The organism is Streptomyces sp. NBC_00154 (assembly GCF_026342835.1).
Classification (GTDB): Bacteria; Actinomycetota; Actinomycetes; order Streptomycetales; family Streptomycetaceae; genus Streptomyces.
On the sequence record NZ_JAPEMI010000001.1, the window covers coordinates 3943491 to 3958399 of the forward strand.

13 protein-coding genes are annotated in these 14909 nt (G+C 70.0%); 11 read left to right on the forward strand and 2 right to left on the reverse strand.

Annotation, left to right across the window (positions count from 1 at the left end):
• Positions 1 to 11: 11 nt before the first annotated feature.
• The 3 genes from OHA03_RS17765 to hutI are packed head-to-tail and all read left to right on the forward strand — an operon-like array spanning position 12 to position 3807.
• Positions 12 to 1226: an allantoate amidohydrolase gene (locus tag OHA03_RS17765; protein ID WP_267004817.1), complete on the forward strand. Its 1215-nt coding sequence runs from the start codon at positions 12 to 14 to the stop codon at positions 1224 to 1226.
• On the forward strand, positions 1217 to 2602 hold the full coding sequence (locus tag OHA03_RS17770) for a formimidoylglutamate deiminase (RefSeq protein ID WP_267004818.1): 1386 nt from the start codon (positions 1217 to 1219) through the stop codon (positions 2600 to 2602). Before OHA03_RS17765 ends, OHA03_RS17770 begins: the two co-directional genes overlap by 10 nt.
• A gap of 32 nt (positions 2603 to 2634) precedes the next feature.
• A complete protein-coding gene (gene hutI / locus OHA03_RS17775; protein ID WP_267004819.1) occupies positions 2635 to 3807 on the forward strand; it encodes an imidazolonepropionase in 1173 nt (390 codons plus the stop codon).
• Positions 3808 to 3920: 113 nt separating this feature from the next.
• Here the strand turns inward: hutI and OHA03_RS17780 are convergent, their stop codons facing one another.
• The gene (locus OHA03_RS17780; RefSeq protein WP_267008082.1) at positions 3921 to 4889 is read right to left on the reverse strand and encodes an RNA polymerase sigma factor SigF; all 969 of its coding nucleotides are present in this window, start codon (positions 4887 to 4889) and stop codon (positions 3921 to 3923) included.
• A gap of 320 nt (positions 4890 to 5209) precedes the next feature.
• Here OHA03_RS17780 and OHA03_RS17785 point away from each other — a divergent pair, with 320 nt between their 5' ends.
• From OHA03_RS17785 to OHA03_RS17810, 6 genes are all read left to right on the forward strand, one after another.
• On the forward strand, positions 5210 to 5578 hold the full coding sequence (locus tag OHA03_RS17785) for an STAS domain-containing protein (protein ID WP_267004820.1): 369 nt from the start codon (positions 5210 to 5212) through the stop codon (positions 5576 to 5578).
• A gap of 231 nt (positions 5579 to 5809) precedes the next feature.
• Positions 5810 to 6313 carry an ATP-binding protein gene (locus OHA03_RS17790; RefSeq protein ID WP_267004821.1) on the forward strand — a complete coding sequence of 168 codons (504 nt, stop codon included), beginning with the start codon at positions 5810 to 5812 and terminating at the stop codon, positions 6311 to 6313.
• 188 nt (positions 6314 to 6501) lie between these two features.
• Positions 6502 to 7167 carry a peptidase gene (locus OHA03_RS17795; RefSeq protein WP_267004822.1) on the forward strand — a complete coding sequence of 222 codons (666 nt, stop codon included), beginning with the start codon at positions 6502 to 6504 and terminating at the stop codon, positions 7165 to 7167.
• A 120-nt stretch (positions 7168 to 7287) separates the two neighbouring features.
• Positions 7288 to 8271 carry a hypothetical protein gene (locus OHA03_RS17800; RefSeq protein ID WP_267004823.1) on the forward strand — a complete coding sequence of 328 codons (984 nt, stop codon included), beginning with the start codon at positions 7288 to 7290 and terminating at the stop codon, positions 8269 to 8271.
• A 77-nt stretch (positions 8272 to 8348) separates the two neighbouring features.
• Positions 8349 to 9428 (forward strand): hypothetical protein, encoded by a 1080-nt coding sequence (locus tag OHA03_RS17805; protein ID WP_267008083.1) that lies wholly within the window; start codon positions 8349 to 8351, stop codon positions 9426 to 9428.
• A 14-nt stretch (positions 9429 to 9442) separates the two neighbouring features.
• Positions 9443 to 10858, forward strand: a complete 1416-nt coding sequence (locus OHA03_RS17810) for a hypothetical protein (RefSeq protein ID WP_267008084.1) — start codon at positions 9443 to 9445, stop codon at positions 10856 to 10858.
• 106 nt (positions 10859 to 10964) lie between these two features.
• Here the strand turns inward: OHA03_RS17810 and OHA03_RS17815 are convergent, their stop codons facing one another.
• Entirely contained in the window at positions 10965 to 12455 is a 1491-nt protein-coding gene (locus OHA03_RS17815) for an oligopeptide:H+ symporter (protein WP_267004824.1), read from the reverse strand.
• Positions 12456 to 12943: 488 nt separating this feature from the next.
• Between OHA03_RS17815 and OHA03_RS17820 the strand changes: the two genes are divergently transcribed.
• On the forward strand, positions 12944 to 13621 hold the full coding sequence (locus tag OHA03_RS17820; RefSeq protein WP_030926954.1) for a response regulator transcription factor: 678 nt from the start codon (positions 12944 to 12946) through the stop codon (positions 13619 to 13621).
• Positions 13622 to 13636: 15 nt separating this feature from the next.
• Positions 13637 to 14902, forward strand: coding sequence for an ATP-binding protein (locus tag OHA03_RS17825; protein ID WP_267004825.1), 1266 nt, complete (start codon positions 13637 to 13639; stop codon positions 14900 to 14902).
• Positions 14903 to 14909 lie beyond the last annotated feature (7 nt).

The following is a 14909-nucleotide window of genomic DNA, read 5'->3' on the forward strand; positions in this document are numbered from 1 at the left end:
CCTTCCAGAGCATGTGGAAGGAGCTCGCTCCCATCGGGCGGCATCCCGGGAGCGGCGGCTACCGCCGCTACGCCTGGACCGCCGCCGACGGTGACTGCCGTGCCTGGTTCCGGGCGCAGGCCGAAGCCCGTGGGCTCGTGTACGAGGTCGACCGGAACGGGAACCAGTGGGCCTGGCTCGGGGATCCGCTCGGTGACGACGCCGTCGTCACCGGGTCGCACCTCGACTCCGTGCCCGACGGCGGCGCCTTCGACGGGCCGCTCGGTGTGGTCTCCTCCTTCGCCGCGTTCGATGAACTCCGCCGCAGGGGAGCGGAGTTCACCCGTCCGTTCGCCATCACCAACTTCGGTGACGAGGAAGGGGCCCGGTTCGGGCTCGCGTGTGTCGGGTCCCGGCTCGCAGCCGGGCAGCTGACCGTCGAGAAGGCGCATCAGCTTCGCGACGGCGACGGCATCACACTGCCGCAGGCCATGGAGGCCGCCGGCTACGACCCCGAGGCCATCGGCCCGGACCCCGAACGGCTGGCTCGTATCGGTGCGTTCGTCGAGCTCCACGTCGAACAGGGGCGCTCCCTCGACCTCACCGGCGACCCGGTCGGTATCGCCTCCGCCATCTGGCCGCACGGCCGCTGGCGGTTCGACTTCCGGGGCGAGGCCAACCACGCGGGCACCACCCGGCTCGTGGACCGGCGCGACCCGATGCTCACCTACGCCGAGACCGTGCTGGCCGCCCGTCGCGAGGCGCAGCTCACCGGCGCCCTCGCCACTTTCGGCAAGATCGCCGTGGAGCCGAACGGGGTCAACGCCATCCCCTCCCTCGTCCGGGGCTGGCTCGACTCGCGAGCCGCCGACCAGGACACCCTCGACGCCGTCGTCACCGGCATCGAGCGGGCCGCCCGGGAACACGCCGAGCGCGCGGGCATCGATCTCGATGTCGTACGGGAGTCCTTCACGCCCGTCGTGGAGTTCCAGCACGCCCTGCGCGACGAACTCGGCAAGATCCTGACGGGCAGGGGCGCGGACGACGCGGGCCGCGCCGTACCCGTCCTCGGCACCGGCGCCGGGCACGATGCGGGTATTTTGTCCGCTTCGGTCCCTACCGCCATGCTGTTCGTACGGAACCCCACCGGGATTTCGCACTCGCCGGCCGAACACGCCGCCGAGGACGACTGCGTGGCCGGGGTGATCGCACTCGCCGATGTACTGGAAGGTCTCGCGTGCAGCTGACAACGACACCGACGGGAAAGCACGACACCGCGACGTTCTGGCTGTCCCACGCCTGGCTCGGCACCCATGTCGAGCCGGGCGTCACCCTGGACGTCGCCGACGGGCGGATCGCCGGGGTCCGTACCGGCGTCGACGCCCCGCCGCCGGGCGCCACCGTGCTGCGGGGGCTCACTCTTCCCGGTCTCGCCAACGCCCACTCGCACGCCTTCCACCGCGCCCTGCGCTCCACCGTCCAGGTCGGCTCCGGCACCTTCTGGACCTGGCGCGAGCTCATGTACCAGGTGTCGTCCCGGCTCACCCCCGAGACGTATTACGACCTCGCCCGCGCCGTGTACGCCGAGATGGCGCTGGCCGGCATCACCGCCGTCGGTGAGTTCCACTATCTGCACCACGCGCCGGGCGGAGTCCCGTACAACAACCCGAACGCGATGGGCGAGGCCCTGATCGCCGCCGCCGACGCGGCCGGTATCCGGATCACACTGCTGGACACCGCCTACCTCGCCGCCGGGTTCGGGCAGCGGGCCGGCCAGTACCAGCAGCCCAACCAGCACCAGCTGCGGTTCTCCGACACCACAGCCGAGGCCTGGGCCGAACGTGCTTCCCTCCTCAAGGACACCGACCACGCCCTGATCGGCGCGGCCGTCCACTCCGTGCGCGCCGTGCCCGCCGGGCAGCTCGCCACCGTGGCCGCATGGGCCGAGGGACGGCAGGCCCCCCTCCATGTCCACCTCTCCGAACAGGTTGCGGAGAACGAGGCCTGCCAGGCCGCCCACGGCTGTTCCCCCACCCGGCTCCTCGCCGACCACGGGGTCCTCGGCCCGCGGACCACCGGCATCCACAACACCCACCCCAGCGGCGAGGACATCACGCTGCTCGGCTCCTCGGCCACCGGCACCTGCATGTGCCCCACCACCGAACGCGACCTGGCCGACGGCATCGGCCCCGCCGTAGCGCTCCAGCGCGCGGGCTCGCCGCTCTCCCTGGGCAGCGACAGCCACGCCGTGATCGACCTCTTCGAAGAGGCCCGCGCGATGGAGCTCAACGAGCGCCTGCGCACCCAGGCCCGCGGCCACTGGACCGCGGCCGCATTGCTGCGCGCCGCCACCGCCGACGGACACGCCGCACTCGGCCGTCCCGACGCGGGCACCCTCGAACCGGGCTCCCTCGCCGACTTCACCACCGTTGCCCTGGACTCCGTCAGAACAGCGGGACCGGCGCCCCGACTGGCAGCCGAAGCAGCCGTATTCGCCGCCTCCGCCGCCGATGTGCGGCATACGGTCGTGGCAGGCCGGCACATCGTCCGCGACGGGCAGCACGCACTCGTCGAGGACGTACCCGCAGCACTCGCCTCGGCCATCGCCGTCCTGCACGGCTGACGCCGGACCCTCGCAAGGAGAGCAGCCCACCGATGACGACGACCGCCATCACCAACATCGCCAGTCTGGTCACCAACGACCCCTCCCTCGGTGACGATTCCCCCCTGGGCCTGATCCTGGACGCGGCCGTCGTCATCGAGGGCGACCGCGTCGTCTGGACCGGTGAGTCGAGCAAAGCACCCGCCACTGACAACGCCGTCGACGCGGGCGGCCGCGCGGTGATCCCGGGGTTCGTCGACTCCCACTCGCATCTCCTCTTCGCGGGCGACCGCACCCAGGAGTTCAACGCCCGGATGTCCGGCCGCCCTTACACCGCGGGCGGCATCAGGACCACCGTCGCCGCCACCCGCGCCGCCACCGACGACGAGCTCTCGGCCAACGTCGTGCGCTATCTGACGGAGGCACTCCGCCAGGGCACCACCACGTTCGAGACCAAGTCCGGCTACGGGCTCACCGTCGAGGACGAGGCCCGCGCCCTGCGTATCGCAGCCCGCCACACCGACGAGGTCACCTACCTCGGCGCCCACGTCGTGTCCCCCGACTACGCCGACGATCCTGCCGGGTACGTCGACCTGGTGACCGGACCGATGCTCGACGCCTGTGCCCCGTACGCCCGTTGGGTCGACGTCTTCTGCGAGAAGGGCGCGTTCGACGGCGACCAGGCCCGTGCGATCCTCACCGCCGGCATGGCCAAGGGCCTCCACCCCCGCGTCCACGCCAACCAGCTCAGCTATGGCCCCGGTGTCCAGCTCGCCGTCGAGCTCGACGCCGCGTCCGCCGACCACTGCACCCACCTGACCGACGCGGATGTCGACGCCCTCGCCCAGGGCAACACCGTTGCCACGCTCCTCCCCGGCGCCGAGTTCTCCACCCGCGCCGACTGGCCCGACGCCCGCCGCATCCTGGACGCGGGCGCCACCGTCGCGCTCTCCACGGACTGCAACCCGGGCTCGTCGTTCACCTCCTCCATGCCGTTCTGCATTGCCCTCGCCGTACGCGACATGGGCATGACTCCGGACGAGGCCCTCTGGTCCGCCACCGCGGGCGGCGCCGCGGCCCTGCGCCGCACGGACATCGGCCGCATCGCCCCCGGCGCCCGCGCCGACCTGGTCCTCCTCGACGCCCCCAGTCATGTCCACCTCGCCTACCGGCCGGGTGTCCCGCTGGTCCAGGCGGTCTGGCAGCGCGGCGAACGCACGCTCTGACCGCGTCGGCCACGCGCCGACACCACGTCAGTCATGCGGAAGGACCTGCCCGTTGACGGGTCAGGTCCTTCCGCATGATGAGGTCGCGCAACGGCGCGGAACGTGCCGGGGAATCACTCCTCCAGCGTCAGGCCCCTCCTGAGCTTGACCAGCGTCCGGGAGAGCAGCCGCGAGACATGCATCTGGGAGATGCCGAGCTCCTCACCGATCTCCGACTGCGTCATATTGGCGACGAAGCGGAGCGAGAGGATCTTCCGGTCACGGCCGGGCAGCGAGGCGATCAGCGGCTTCAGGGACTCGACGTACTCAACGCCTGCGAGTCCGTGGTCCTCGTAGCCGATCCGGTCGGCCAGCGCACCCTCGGTGTCGTCCTCCATGGGCTTGGCGTCGAGTGAGCTCGCGGTGTACGCGTTGCTCGCGGCCATGCCCTCGACGACCTCGTCGTCGCTGAGTCCGAGGCGGTCGGCGAGTTCGCCGACGGTGGGCGCCCGGTCCAGGCGCTGGGCGAGCTCGTCGCCCGCCTTGGCCAGGTCGATCCGCAACTCCTGCAGTCGTCTCGGGACGCGCACGGACCAACTGGTGTCGCGGAAGAAACGCTTGATCTCGCCGATGATGGTGGGCATTGCGAAGGTGGGGAACTCGACGCCCCGGCTGAGCTCGAACCGGTCGATCGCCTTGATCAGGCCGATGGTGCCGACCTGGACGATGTCCTCCATCGGTTCGCTGCGGGAGCGGAACCGGGAGGCGGCGAACTTGACCAGGGCCAGGTTGAGTTCGACGAGCGTGTTGCGTACGTACGCATGCTCGTGGGTGCCCTCTTCGAGGGATTCGAGCCGCGCGAAGAGCGTCTTCGAAAGCGCTCTGGCGTCCAGCGGACCCACTTCGGAGTACGGCGGGATCTCGGGAAGGTCTTCGAGACCGTCGCCGATGCTGCTGGTCGTGCTGGTGTTGCGGGTACTGCTGGTGTTGCTGCTGCGCGGGCCGGGTACGGCAACCGTTGCAGGGGAGTCTGATTCGGTCAGTCCCTGAGGACATGCTGACGTTGCGTTGTGGGTACGCGTTCCGTCGAGCCGGGGCGACATGGTCTCCTCCATCGTTCTCGGCATATGGCTGCCGATGCCCTTACGTGTTCCTGCGGTGAAGCGGCGCCTCCAAAGCCGGTCGTGTTTTCGGTGTCCTCCTACCCTTACCCGGTCCGGACGGCGAGTTACAACTGCCAATTGATGCTAAATGTCCGGTTTGTTGGGTTCCTCGGCTACCGCGTGGCGTACGGAACGCGTACTGTTTTACGAAAGCCAGCGACAGCTGCACACGCAACCGCATGCACAGTGGCAGTCGGTGACGCGTGAGCGGTGACGCAGGCAGTGACGTTGGCAATGACGAACGGCGAAGAGGGACGGGCATGGACCGCCAGACGGTCGGCAGTGCGAACCGGGGTCGACTTCAGGTCGAGGTCCGGACCGAGGGGCGCAGCGAGGTCGTGACGCCGGTGGGTGAGCTGGATCACCACACCGTCGACCTGCTCCGCGAACCTTTGGAGAGCGCGGTCGAGCAAGGGCGTGTGCGCCTGGTGGTCGACTGTTCGCGACTCGAATTCTGTGACTCCACCGGGCTCAACGTGCTGCTCGGTGCCCGCCTCAAGGCGGAGGCGGCCGGGGGAGGGGTCCATTTGGCCGGAATGCTGCCGGTGGTGGCGAGGGTCTTCGAGATCACTGGGGCCGAGGCGGTCTTCACCGTCCACGACTCCCTCGAAGAGGCTCTGGACACCTGATCGTGACGCGGTTCATGGCGTCGGGCGCCGGGAGTGTTGCCCGGGTCACGCGATCCGCGTAGGCGAAGTGGGTGTTGTCACGATTCGGCCGGGCAGGAGAGACCCCGCGAGCCCGGGGCGTCCTGCACACTCTGTAGCTGGTCGGTACCTGTACAGAACCTGTGCCGGTTTCCGAATCTGTATCTGTATCTGTTCGATGGCGACATGGTGAATCGGTGAGGTGAAGCGCTGATGAGCACCACCCGGCAGCATCAGCCGGGCGACCTCGGCCGCGAGCCGGAGGGCGCGGGCGACGGCGCCGGCACACCCTCCGCCGAGCCGGTCGAGCTACAGTGGCGCACGCTGCCGTTGCGGCAGGCCAGCGGCATCGTGCCGGCAGCCCGCGATTTCGCCCGCCAGGCCCTCCGCGACTGGGGCTGGCTCCCCGCGTCGAGCGCCGACCGCCGCGCGGCTGCCGAAGACGTCCTGCTGGTCGTCTCCGAGCTGGTCACCAACGCCTGCCTGCACGCGGAGGGGCCCGAGGAGCTGCGCATCGGCTGCACCTCGAAGGTGCTGCGGGTGGAGGTTCTCGACGGCGGAGCGGGACAGCCCGCACCCCGCACCCCGCACCGTGCCGGCCGGCCCGGCGGGCACGGCATGTTCATCGTCCAGCGGCTCTGTCTGGACTGGGGGGTTCTGCGGGTGCCGGGTGAACCCGGCAAGACCGTCTGGGCGGAGCTGGCCGCCCCTGCGTAGTCACGGGCCCGCCCCCGACTCCGTACCCCTGACTTTGCATCCCCGAAGAGCGCGCCGGATCGGCGCGCTCTTTGTCTTCCCTCCATAAGGCCTCAGGCGTACCTTGAGCGCCCAATCTGATGTGTCGTCAGTAACTTGCGTCGATGTGATGCGGCGTGCGGCGACCACCGGCATGAGGGGAACTCGAGGTGTCGTACCCGAAGCGAACAGCTCTCGCCCTGGCGTCCGCGCTGGCCGGCTCGGTGGTGCTGCTGGCCGCGCCCGCCGCACACGCCACGGTCGTGGACGTCGACTACCAGTGCAAGACCCCGATCGGGGACAAGAGTGCCGTATCGCCCATCGACATCAAGGGCGTGAAGAGCGGCAACGGCTACACGCTCACGATGTCCTTCCAGAAGGGCGTTTCGTCCAGCCCCGTCGAACTGGGCAAGGGCGCCATGAAGCCCAGCGCGGTGATCCGGCTGGGCGGCGCCGAATCGGGCCAGGTGCAGGTCTCGGGACCGGCGAACGCCGCGGCGATTCCGGCCAACACCCCCATCAAGATCAGTGACTTGACGGGTACGTACACCCCGAAGAAGAGCGGCAAGGTCAGTTTCACCGCCGGGGTGCTCACCATCAAGGCTCTCGGTACGACCACGACCTGCACCCCGGGCAACAGCCTCAAGCCGTCGCTGGAGCTCGATGTGACGGCGGCGGGCGGCGCGCAGAACACGTCGGACAACGGCGGTCAGCTGCCGAAGACCGGTCCGCTGGACTCCGCGATGGCGTTCGGGACGCTCGGCGGCACGGTGCTGCTGACCGGTGCGGCCGGAGTGCTGTGGCTGACCCGGCGCGGGCAGCGGGCCATCGGCTGAGCCACGAACCGCGCCACCGCAACACCCCATGGCCGCTACAGCCACAGTCCCCGTCCGCGCACCGTACGCACATGCCAGCTCGGTACGCACCAGCTCTGTACGCACCAGGGAGCCCCGCCCATGCCGCCGTTGACCGGTCACGCCGCCCGAGCCGTTCTCGCCGTCCTGCTGTGCGCCTTCGCCGTGACCCCGGCGACGGCCGCCGACCGGGCGGACAGTGCCACGGACTGGACGGCTCGGCCCGCCACGAGCGGCCTCGGGACCCGGACCGGCGACGACGGCGGCAGACCGTACTTCTACCTGGAGGGCGTGCCCGGCACCGTGCTGCAGGACCGGCTCGCCGTCACCAACCCGGGCCGCACCCCGGTCACCGTGCGGCTGCGCGGGGCCGACGCGTACAACGCCGAGGACGGTGAATTCGCGGTACGCGGCTCGAAGGGCTCCACCGGGACCGGCGCCTGGCTGCGGCTCGCCGCGGACCGGGTGACAGTGCCCGCCCGTACCCGTGCCGAAGTGCCGTTCTCCGTCACCGTGCCGACGAGTGCGCCGCCGGGCGACCACCCCGGCGCGATCGTCGCCGAGAGCGGCGGCCGTTCGGTCGGGGTACGCGTCCATCTGCGGGTGGGCGGGCCGACCCTGGCCGCGCTGACCGTCGAGGACGTCACCGTGTCCGGCCGGACCATTCACTACACCCTCGTCAACCGTGGCAATGCGGCCCTCGCCCTGCGCCTTGCCGTCGGTGCGGACGGGGTGTTCGGCACGCTGCTGCGGCGTGAGGCCCGGACCCTGCCGGTGGAACTGCTGCCCGGACAGCGGGTGAAGCTCACCGAACCGTGGCGGGACGCCCCCGCCCTCGACTCCGTCACCGTCCGGCTGCGGGTCACTGCCGCGGGCGGCGCGCACAGCGAGGCGACGGGCTCGGTGGTCCTCGTCCCCTGGGCGCCGGTGACCGTCGGCGTACTGCTGTTCCTGACCGCGGCCGCGGCGGCCGCGTGCGCGTACCGGCTGCGGCGCAGACAGCGGCGGCCGCCGGACGGCGCCGGCCCGGTATCTCGACCCACGTCGGACGAAAGGCACTTGGTGAAGGCGGGAGCGGACAGGTGAGACGACAGACCGGACACAGGGGTCGACGGACCGGACCGGCATCCCCCCGGCGCGGCAGCCACCGATGGGCCACCGCGCTGCTCGTGGCCCTGGTGCCCGCCCTGCTGCTCCTGCCCGCACCAGGTGCCCGCGCGGCGGACGGACAGCCCGCGGTCACTCTCTCGAAGCAGCAGGCCGGCAAGGGCGGTGAGATCACCGTCAGAGGCAGCGGCTGGCGGCCCGACACCTTGCTGATGATGCTGATCTGCGGGCAGTCCGCGCCCGGCAGGGGCGTCATCGGTGGCACCAACTCCTGCTCCAACGCCGACGGACGCGCCGTCACCACCGATGCCAAGGGCGCCTTCAGCAAGAAGGTGCCCGTCGCCGAGCCGCCCGAGCCGTGCCCGTGCGTGGTACATGTCGCGACGGTCACCGGGGAACAGGCCACCGCCGATGCCGTGTTCGTCGTCGCGGGCCACCCGGTCGCCCCGTTGCCGAAGCAGACCGACGGCGGGAAGCTCGCCGTGCTCGCCACGACCCGGCTGGAGGGCGACAGCGGGATCCTCACCTGGTTCGGTGCCCCGCCCGCACGGAGGTTCGTCCTCACCGTCGGCAACCTCGGCACGGCACCCGTCAAGGACCCGGTCTTCCAGGTCGGTACGGCGCACGGCGTCTTCGCCCCGCAGTGGGAGGAACAGCAGTGGCGCGGCACCATCGCGCCCGGCCGCAAGGCGCAGATCAAACTCCCGGTCGAACTGACGGCGGGCGCGCACGGCGACTACCAGATCTCCCTGCGGTACGGGACGAAGGTGCTGGCCGAACAGCCGTGGGGGGTGGGCCGACCGTGGGGTGTCACCCTCTTCTGGATCCTGCTCTGCGTCGTCGTACCGGCCGCCGTGTTCCGGATCGGCATGGCGATCGTCGACAAGGTCCGGCCCCGTGCCCCGCATGGCTCGGTCCGGGCCGGACGTCGCCGCCACCCACAGCTCACCGACGTGACCGCGAAGCTCCCGAAGCTGCGCCGGGCACCGGGCACCACCCCTGTGAACCCCGCGACAGAGGACCGGGCAGGGCGCACCGGGTCCGCTGCGGGCGCGGCGACCACGACCGCGCTGCCGTGGTTCACACCGGAATCCGCACCGTCAGAGAACAGACCCACGACGAAGGGACATTCGTGAGCACCCAACGGAGGATGAGCGCGGCCGGAGTCGCGCTGATGCTCGGCGGCGCGGGGATCCTGCTGGCCGCGAGCCCGGCCCAGGCCGCCGACGTCTCGTACAAGACGGAGTGCATTCCGCCGTCCATCTCCGGGCTGCCGCCCGTGCAGGGCACCACCAAGGTGCAGCTGACCGCGCCCGCCGAGGCGAAGGTCGGGGACACCGTCGAGGTGGTGTGGAAGACGGTCGCGGCCGCTTCCAACAACCCCGACGTCCTCGACCTGGAGAAGGACACGGTCAAGCCGACCGGCACGATCAAGGTGGGCGGCGCGGCCGTCGGCGACCTGCCGATGGAGGGGCCCCGGCAGAACCCGCCGATCCCCAAGAACAGCCCCATGGTGCTGCCCGACATGAAGGGCACGCTGAAGCTGGAGAAGGCCGGTGAGATCACGCTGACGCCGGACGCGTACAACATCAACGTCTCCAAGCCGATCTCCACCGACACCAAGTGCTCCCCGAAGGAGACCGTGCAGCCGGGCGCGACGATCAAGGTCACAGCGGGCGGCGGTACGACAGCCGGCGGCACGACCACCGGCACGACGGCGGGTGGCACGATCACCGGTACGACAGTGGGTGGCACGATCTCCGGCACGACTACTGGCACGACCACTGGCACCACCACCGGTTCCACGACCGCGGGCGGCACCACGGCCGACGGCGGGACCACGGCGGGCACGACGGCCGGCGGTACGGACACCGGAGGCACGGACTCCGGCGGCACCACCGCCGGGTCGAGCGGTGGCGGCGGCGGTCAGACCGACTTCGAGGGCAAGGAGGTGTCCGTCGCGTACGCCTGCAAGACGCCGATCGGTGACAAGAACGCCACCTCTCCGGTGAAGATCAACGCGAAGAAGAACGGCGGCAGCTTCGACCTCACGGTGAAGTTCAGCAAGTCGGTCATGGACAGTCCCGCCGACATCCCGGCCGATTCGGTGAAGCCCTCCATGGAGGTCAAGCTCGGCGGGGCCGACAAGGGCACGGTCCATGTCGAGGGCCCCACCAACAAGGAGCCCATCAAGTCCGGCGATCCGATCGAGATCCCCGATCTCACGGGTACGTACAAGCCGGGCGCAAGCGGCAAGTCCACCCTCAGCCCGGGCGTACTGACCGTGATGGCGCTCGGCACGACGACGACCTGCACCCCGCCCGCCGATGTCGCGGTCTCCCTGGAGCTGGACACCTCGTCCCAGCCCGGTGGGGCCGCCGGCGGCTCGGACACGGGCGGCGCCACGAGCGGCGGCGGTACGGACTCCGGCGGCGGACTGGCCGCCACCGGCGCCGAGGACAACGGCACCCTGCGCGCGCTCGGCCTGGTCGCCGGTACGGCGATCCTGCTGGGCGGCGCCGTGTTCACGTTCACCCCCTGGCGCCGGCTGCGCGGCACCCGGTGAGCTGAACTCCGTACCAGGGCAATGCGAAGGGCCGTCGCACCGGTCAACCGGTGCGACGGCCCTTCGTACGAGCGGTCAGCGCATCAACGCATCAGCGATCGGTGCGTCAGTGCACGTCGCCCATGAGCTTCTTGACCTTGCCGCGGTACATGAAGATCGCGGCACCCGCAGCCACCGCGAGGGCGGCTTGCAGAGCGACAATGCTGGTGCCGTTGAGGTCGACACCCGCGATGGAGAGCAGACCCGTGGTGCAGTCACCGGCGGTGACAGCCAGGAACCAGACACCCATCATCTGGCTGGCGTACTTGGCCGGAGCCATCTTCGTGGTGACGGACAGACCCACCGGGGACAGCGTCAGCTCGGCGATCGTCTGGACGAAGTAGATCGCGACCAGCCACATCGCGGCGGCCTTGTGTCCGTCCGTGGCGATCACCAGCGGTGCCAGGAAGAGGAAGAACGACGCACCGACCAGCACCAGACCGGAGCTGAACTTCACGATGGTGCTCGGCTCCTTGCCACGGCGGTTCAGCGCCAGCCAGAAGGCGGCGAAGACCGGGGCCAGCGCCATGATCAGGACCGGGTTGACCGACTGGTACCAGGAGACCGGGAACTCCCAGCCGAAGACGGTGTTGTCGGCCGAGGAGTCGGCGAAGATCGCGAGCGTCGAACCACCCTGGTCGTAGATCATCCAGAAGATGGCGGCGGCGACGAAGAACCAGATGTAGCCGGACATCTTCGACTGCTCGGCGGCGCTGAGCTCCTTGTCGCGCTTGATGCGCGCCAGGACCACGATGGGAATGATCAGACCCGCGACGGTGATCGGGACGAGGATCCAGTTGAGCGTGTAGACGCCGGTGACGACCGTGATGATGTAGAAGACCGCGGCGACGGCCATCCAGATCATGCCCTTGCGCAGCGTGCTCGTGCGCTCGGCGGCGGACAGCGGCTTCGGGACGACGAGGCTGCGCTCGTTCAGGTGGCGGGTGCCCAGCAGGAACTGGACGAGACCCAGCGCCATGCCGGCCGCGGCGAGCGCGAAGCCCAGGTGCCAGTTCACGCTCTCACCGACGGTGCCGATGACCAGCGGCGCGGCGAAGGCACCGACGTTGATGCCCATGTAGAAGATGGTGAAGCCACCGTCACGGCGCGGGTCGTCCGGGCCGTCGTAGAGCTGGCCGACCATCGTCGAGATGTTGGACTTCAGCAGACCGGAGCCTATGGCCACCAGGCCGAGACCCACGAAGAACGTGCCCTGCGTCGGCAGCGCCAGCGCCAGGTGGCCGATCATGATGACCACACCGGCGACGGCGACGGTCTTGCGGGGACCCCAGACGCGGTCACCGAACCAGCCACCGGGCATCGCGAGCAGGTACACCAGCGACACGTAGACCGAGTAGATCGCCGTGGCCGTGGCCGGGTTCATGTGAAGCCCGTTGGGGGCGATCAGGTAGAGGGGGAGCAGGGCCCTCATGCCGTAGTAGCTGAAGCGCTCCCACATCTCGGTCATGAAGAGAGTGGCCAGGCCGCGGGGGTGGCCGAAGAAGGTCTTCTCGGAGCCAGACGTGCTGGCTGAGTCCTTCGTCAGGCTGGACGCCATGGTCGATCCTTGCTTGCTCGGGACGCGACGCCTTGTGAGCGTTGAGCGCCCGGTGGGGGGAGGCCGGCACCGACGAGGCTGCGCCCACCCCTCACGCCTGAGAGGGGATTCGCTCCGGACCCCGTACCTGGGTACGGAGTCGATGTCGGAGTCGGGGACGGACCGCATCGGGATCCACGCCCGGAGTACTTCTGCGCTCCGGGCCCGGCCACAGGTCATTCACTGAACCAAAGGCTGGCGAATACCAGCCCGCATACAAAAGAGACCTTCGGCGCTTAAAGCTGCCCAAAGGTCCTTGAGTAGTGCAACAGGCGTCGAGCCACCATACGACACGACAGTGCAGGATATGGAAGGACTTGAGAGATGGATCACAGGGATGAATGCAACCAGGCTCGCACATTCGAAGGTGTGCCTCGGTTCAGGCCGTGAACCCGCAGGCCTTGTCGATCACCTCACGACAGCCGCCCCATGCGGACTACCATCACCCCATGACCCGTGTACTGCTCGCCGAGGACGACGCATCCATCTCGGAGCCGCTGGCTCGCGCCCTGCGTCGGGAGGGTTACGAGGTCGAAGTCCGCGAAGACGGTCCGACCGCTCTCGACGCCGGCCTCCAGGGCGGCATCGACCTGGTCGTGCTCGACCTGGGCCTGCCCGGGATGGACGGCCTCGAAGTAGCCCGAAGGCTCCGCGCAGACGGCCACACCGTGCCGATTTTGGTGCTCACCGCTCGTGCCGACGAGGTGGACACCGTCGTCGGCCTGGACGCCGGGGCCGACGACTACGTCACCAAGCCGTTCCGCCTGGCCGAGCTCCTCGCCCGGGTCCGGGCGCTGCTCCGGCGCGGCGCCACGGAGCCCTCGCCGCAGCCCGCCACGCACGGCGTGCGGATCGACGTCGAGTCGCACCGGGCCTGGATGGGCGACGAGGAACTCCAGCTCACCGCGAAGGAGTTCGACCTGCTGCGGGTCCTGGTCCGGGACGCGGGCCGGGTCGTCACCCGCGACCAGTTGATGCGCGAGGTCTGGGACACCACCTGGTGGTCGTCGACGAAGACCCTCGACATGCACATCTCCTGGCTCCGCAAGAAGCTCGGCGACGATGCCGCCAACCCCCGTTACATCGCGACCGTCCGGGGCGTCGGCTTCCGCTTCGAGAAGAGCTGACGTACAGAAACAGTCATGCGCCGCCGACTGATCAACTCCACCCTCGCCGTTGTGCTCGTGGTGATCGCCGTCTTCGGCGTCTCCCTCGTCATCGTCGAGACCCGCACCATCAGCAACAGCGCCCAGGAGAGCGTCGACTCCGAGGCGCTGCGGCTGATCAGCGTCGTCGAGAGCCGACTTCTCGGGGCCGAGCGGATCAACCCCTCGGTGCTGGCCGAACAGGTCGACGAGAACCGGTACGCGCTCGTCAGGATCCCCGGCCGTGCCCCCCTCGAGGTGGGCACGCGCCCCACCGGCAGAGTGATCAGCAGTACGGCGTCGGGGGAGCAGGGCGAGAGGGTCACCGTCGAGGAGTCCAGCTCGGCCGTCACCCGCGAGGTCGGACGCACCTTGATGATCATCGGCGCGGTGGCGCTCCTCGCGATCGTCTCCGCGGTGCTCCTCGCGGTACGCCAGGCCAACAAACTGGCCTCGCCGCTCACCGACCTCGCCGAGACGGCGGAACGCCTGGGCTCCGGCGACCCGCGACCGCGCCACAAGCGGTACGGGGTGCCGGAGCTGGACCGGGTCGCCGACGTCCTCGACTCCTCCGCCGAGCGGATCGCGCGGATGCTGACCGCGGAACGCCGGCTCGCCGCCGACGCCTCCCACCAGCTCCGCACCCCGCTGACCGCGCTCTCCATGCGGATCGAGGAGATCTCCGTCACCGACGACCCGGACACGGTGAAGGAAGAGGCGAACATCGCCCTCACCCAGGTCGAGCGCCTCACCAACGTGGTGGAACGGCTGCTGACCAACGCCCGCGACCCGCGTACCGGCTCCGCGGTCGTCTTCGACCTCGACGAGGTCGTCAAGCAGCAGATCGAGGAGTGGCGCCCGGCCTACCGCGGCGAGGGGCGCGCCATCGTCCGCTCCGGCAAGCAGGGCCTGCGGGCCGTCGGCACCCCGGGTGCGGTCGCCCAGGTGCTGGCCGCACTGATCGAGAACTCACTGATGCACGGTGGCGGCACGGTGGCGCTGCGCACCCGGGTCACCGGCAACCAGGCGGTCATCGAGGTGACGGACGAGGGCCCCGGGGTCCCGCCCGACCTGGGCGCCCGGATCTTCGAGCGGACGATCAGCGGCCGCAACTCCACGGGGATCGGCCTGGCGGTGGCCCGCGACCTGGCCGAGGCGGACGGCGGCCGCCTGGAACTGCTCCAGCAGCAGCCGGCGGTCTTCGCCCTGTTCCTGAGCCGGGTGCCCCTCCCCCGCCAGGAACCGGAGCGCCCGGTGCGCTGATTCGAGC

Bases quoted from the DNA above. Each gene is read 5' to 3' on its own strand.
- OHA03_RS17765 (WP_267004817.1), top strand. From the start codon at position 12: ATGTGGAAGGAGCTCGCTCCCATCGGGCGGCATCCCGGGAGCGGCGGC.
- hutI (WP_267004819.1), top strand. From the start codon at position 2,635: ATGACGACGACCGCCATCACCAACATCGCCAGTCTGGTCACCAACGAC.
- OHA03_RS17780 (WP_267008082.1), bottom strand. From the start codon at position 4,889: ATGTCGCCCCGGCTCGACGGAACGCGTACCCACAACGCAACGTCAGCA.
- OHA03_RS17785 (WP_267004820.1), top strand. From the start codon at position 5,210: ATGGACCGCCAGACGGTCGGCAGTGCGAACCGGGGTCGACTTCAGGTC.
- OHA03_RS17790 (WP_267004821.1), top strand. From the start codon at position 5,810: ATGAGCACCACCCGGCAGCATCAGCCGGGCGACCTCGGCCGCGAGCCG.
- OHA03_RS17800 (WP_267004823.1), top strand. From the start codon at position 7,288: ATGCCGCCGTTGACCGGTCACGCCGCCCGAGCCGTTCTCGCCGTCCTG.
- OHA03_RS17810 (WP_267008084.1), top strand. From the start codon at position 9,443: ATGAGCGCGGCCGGAGTCGCGCTGATGCTCGGCGGCGCGGGGATCCTG.
- OHA03_RS17815 (WP_267004824.1), bottom strand. From the start codon at position 12,455: ATGGCGTCCAGCCTGACGAAGGACTCAGCCAGCACGTCTGGCTCCGAG.
- OHA03_RS17820 (WP_030926954.1), top strand. From the start codon at position 12,944: ATGACCCGTGTACTGCTCGCCGAGGACGACGCATCCATCTCGGAGCCG.
- OHA03_RS17825 (WP_267004825.1), top strand. From the start codon at position 13,637: ATGCGCCGCCGACTGATCAACTCCACCCTCGCCGTTGTGCTCGTGGTG.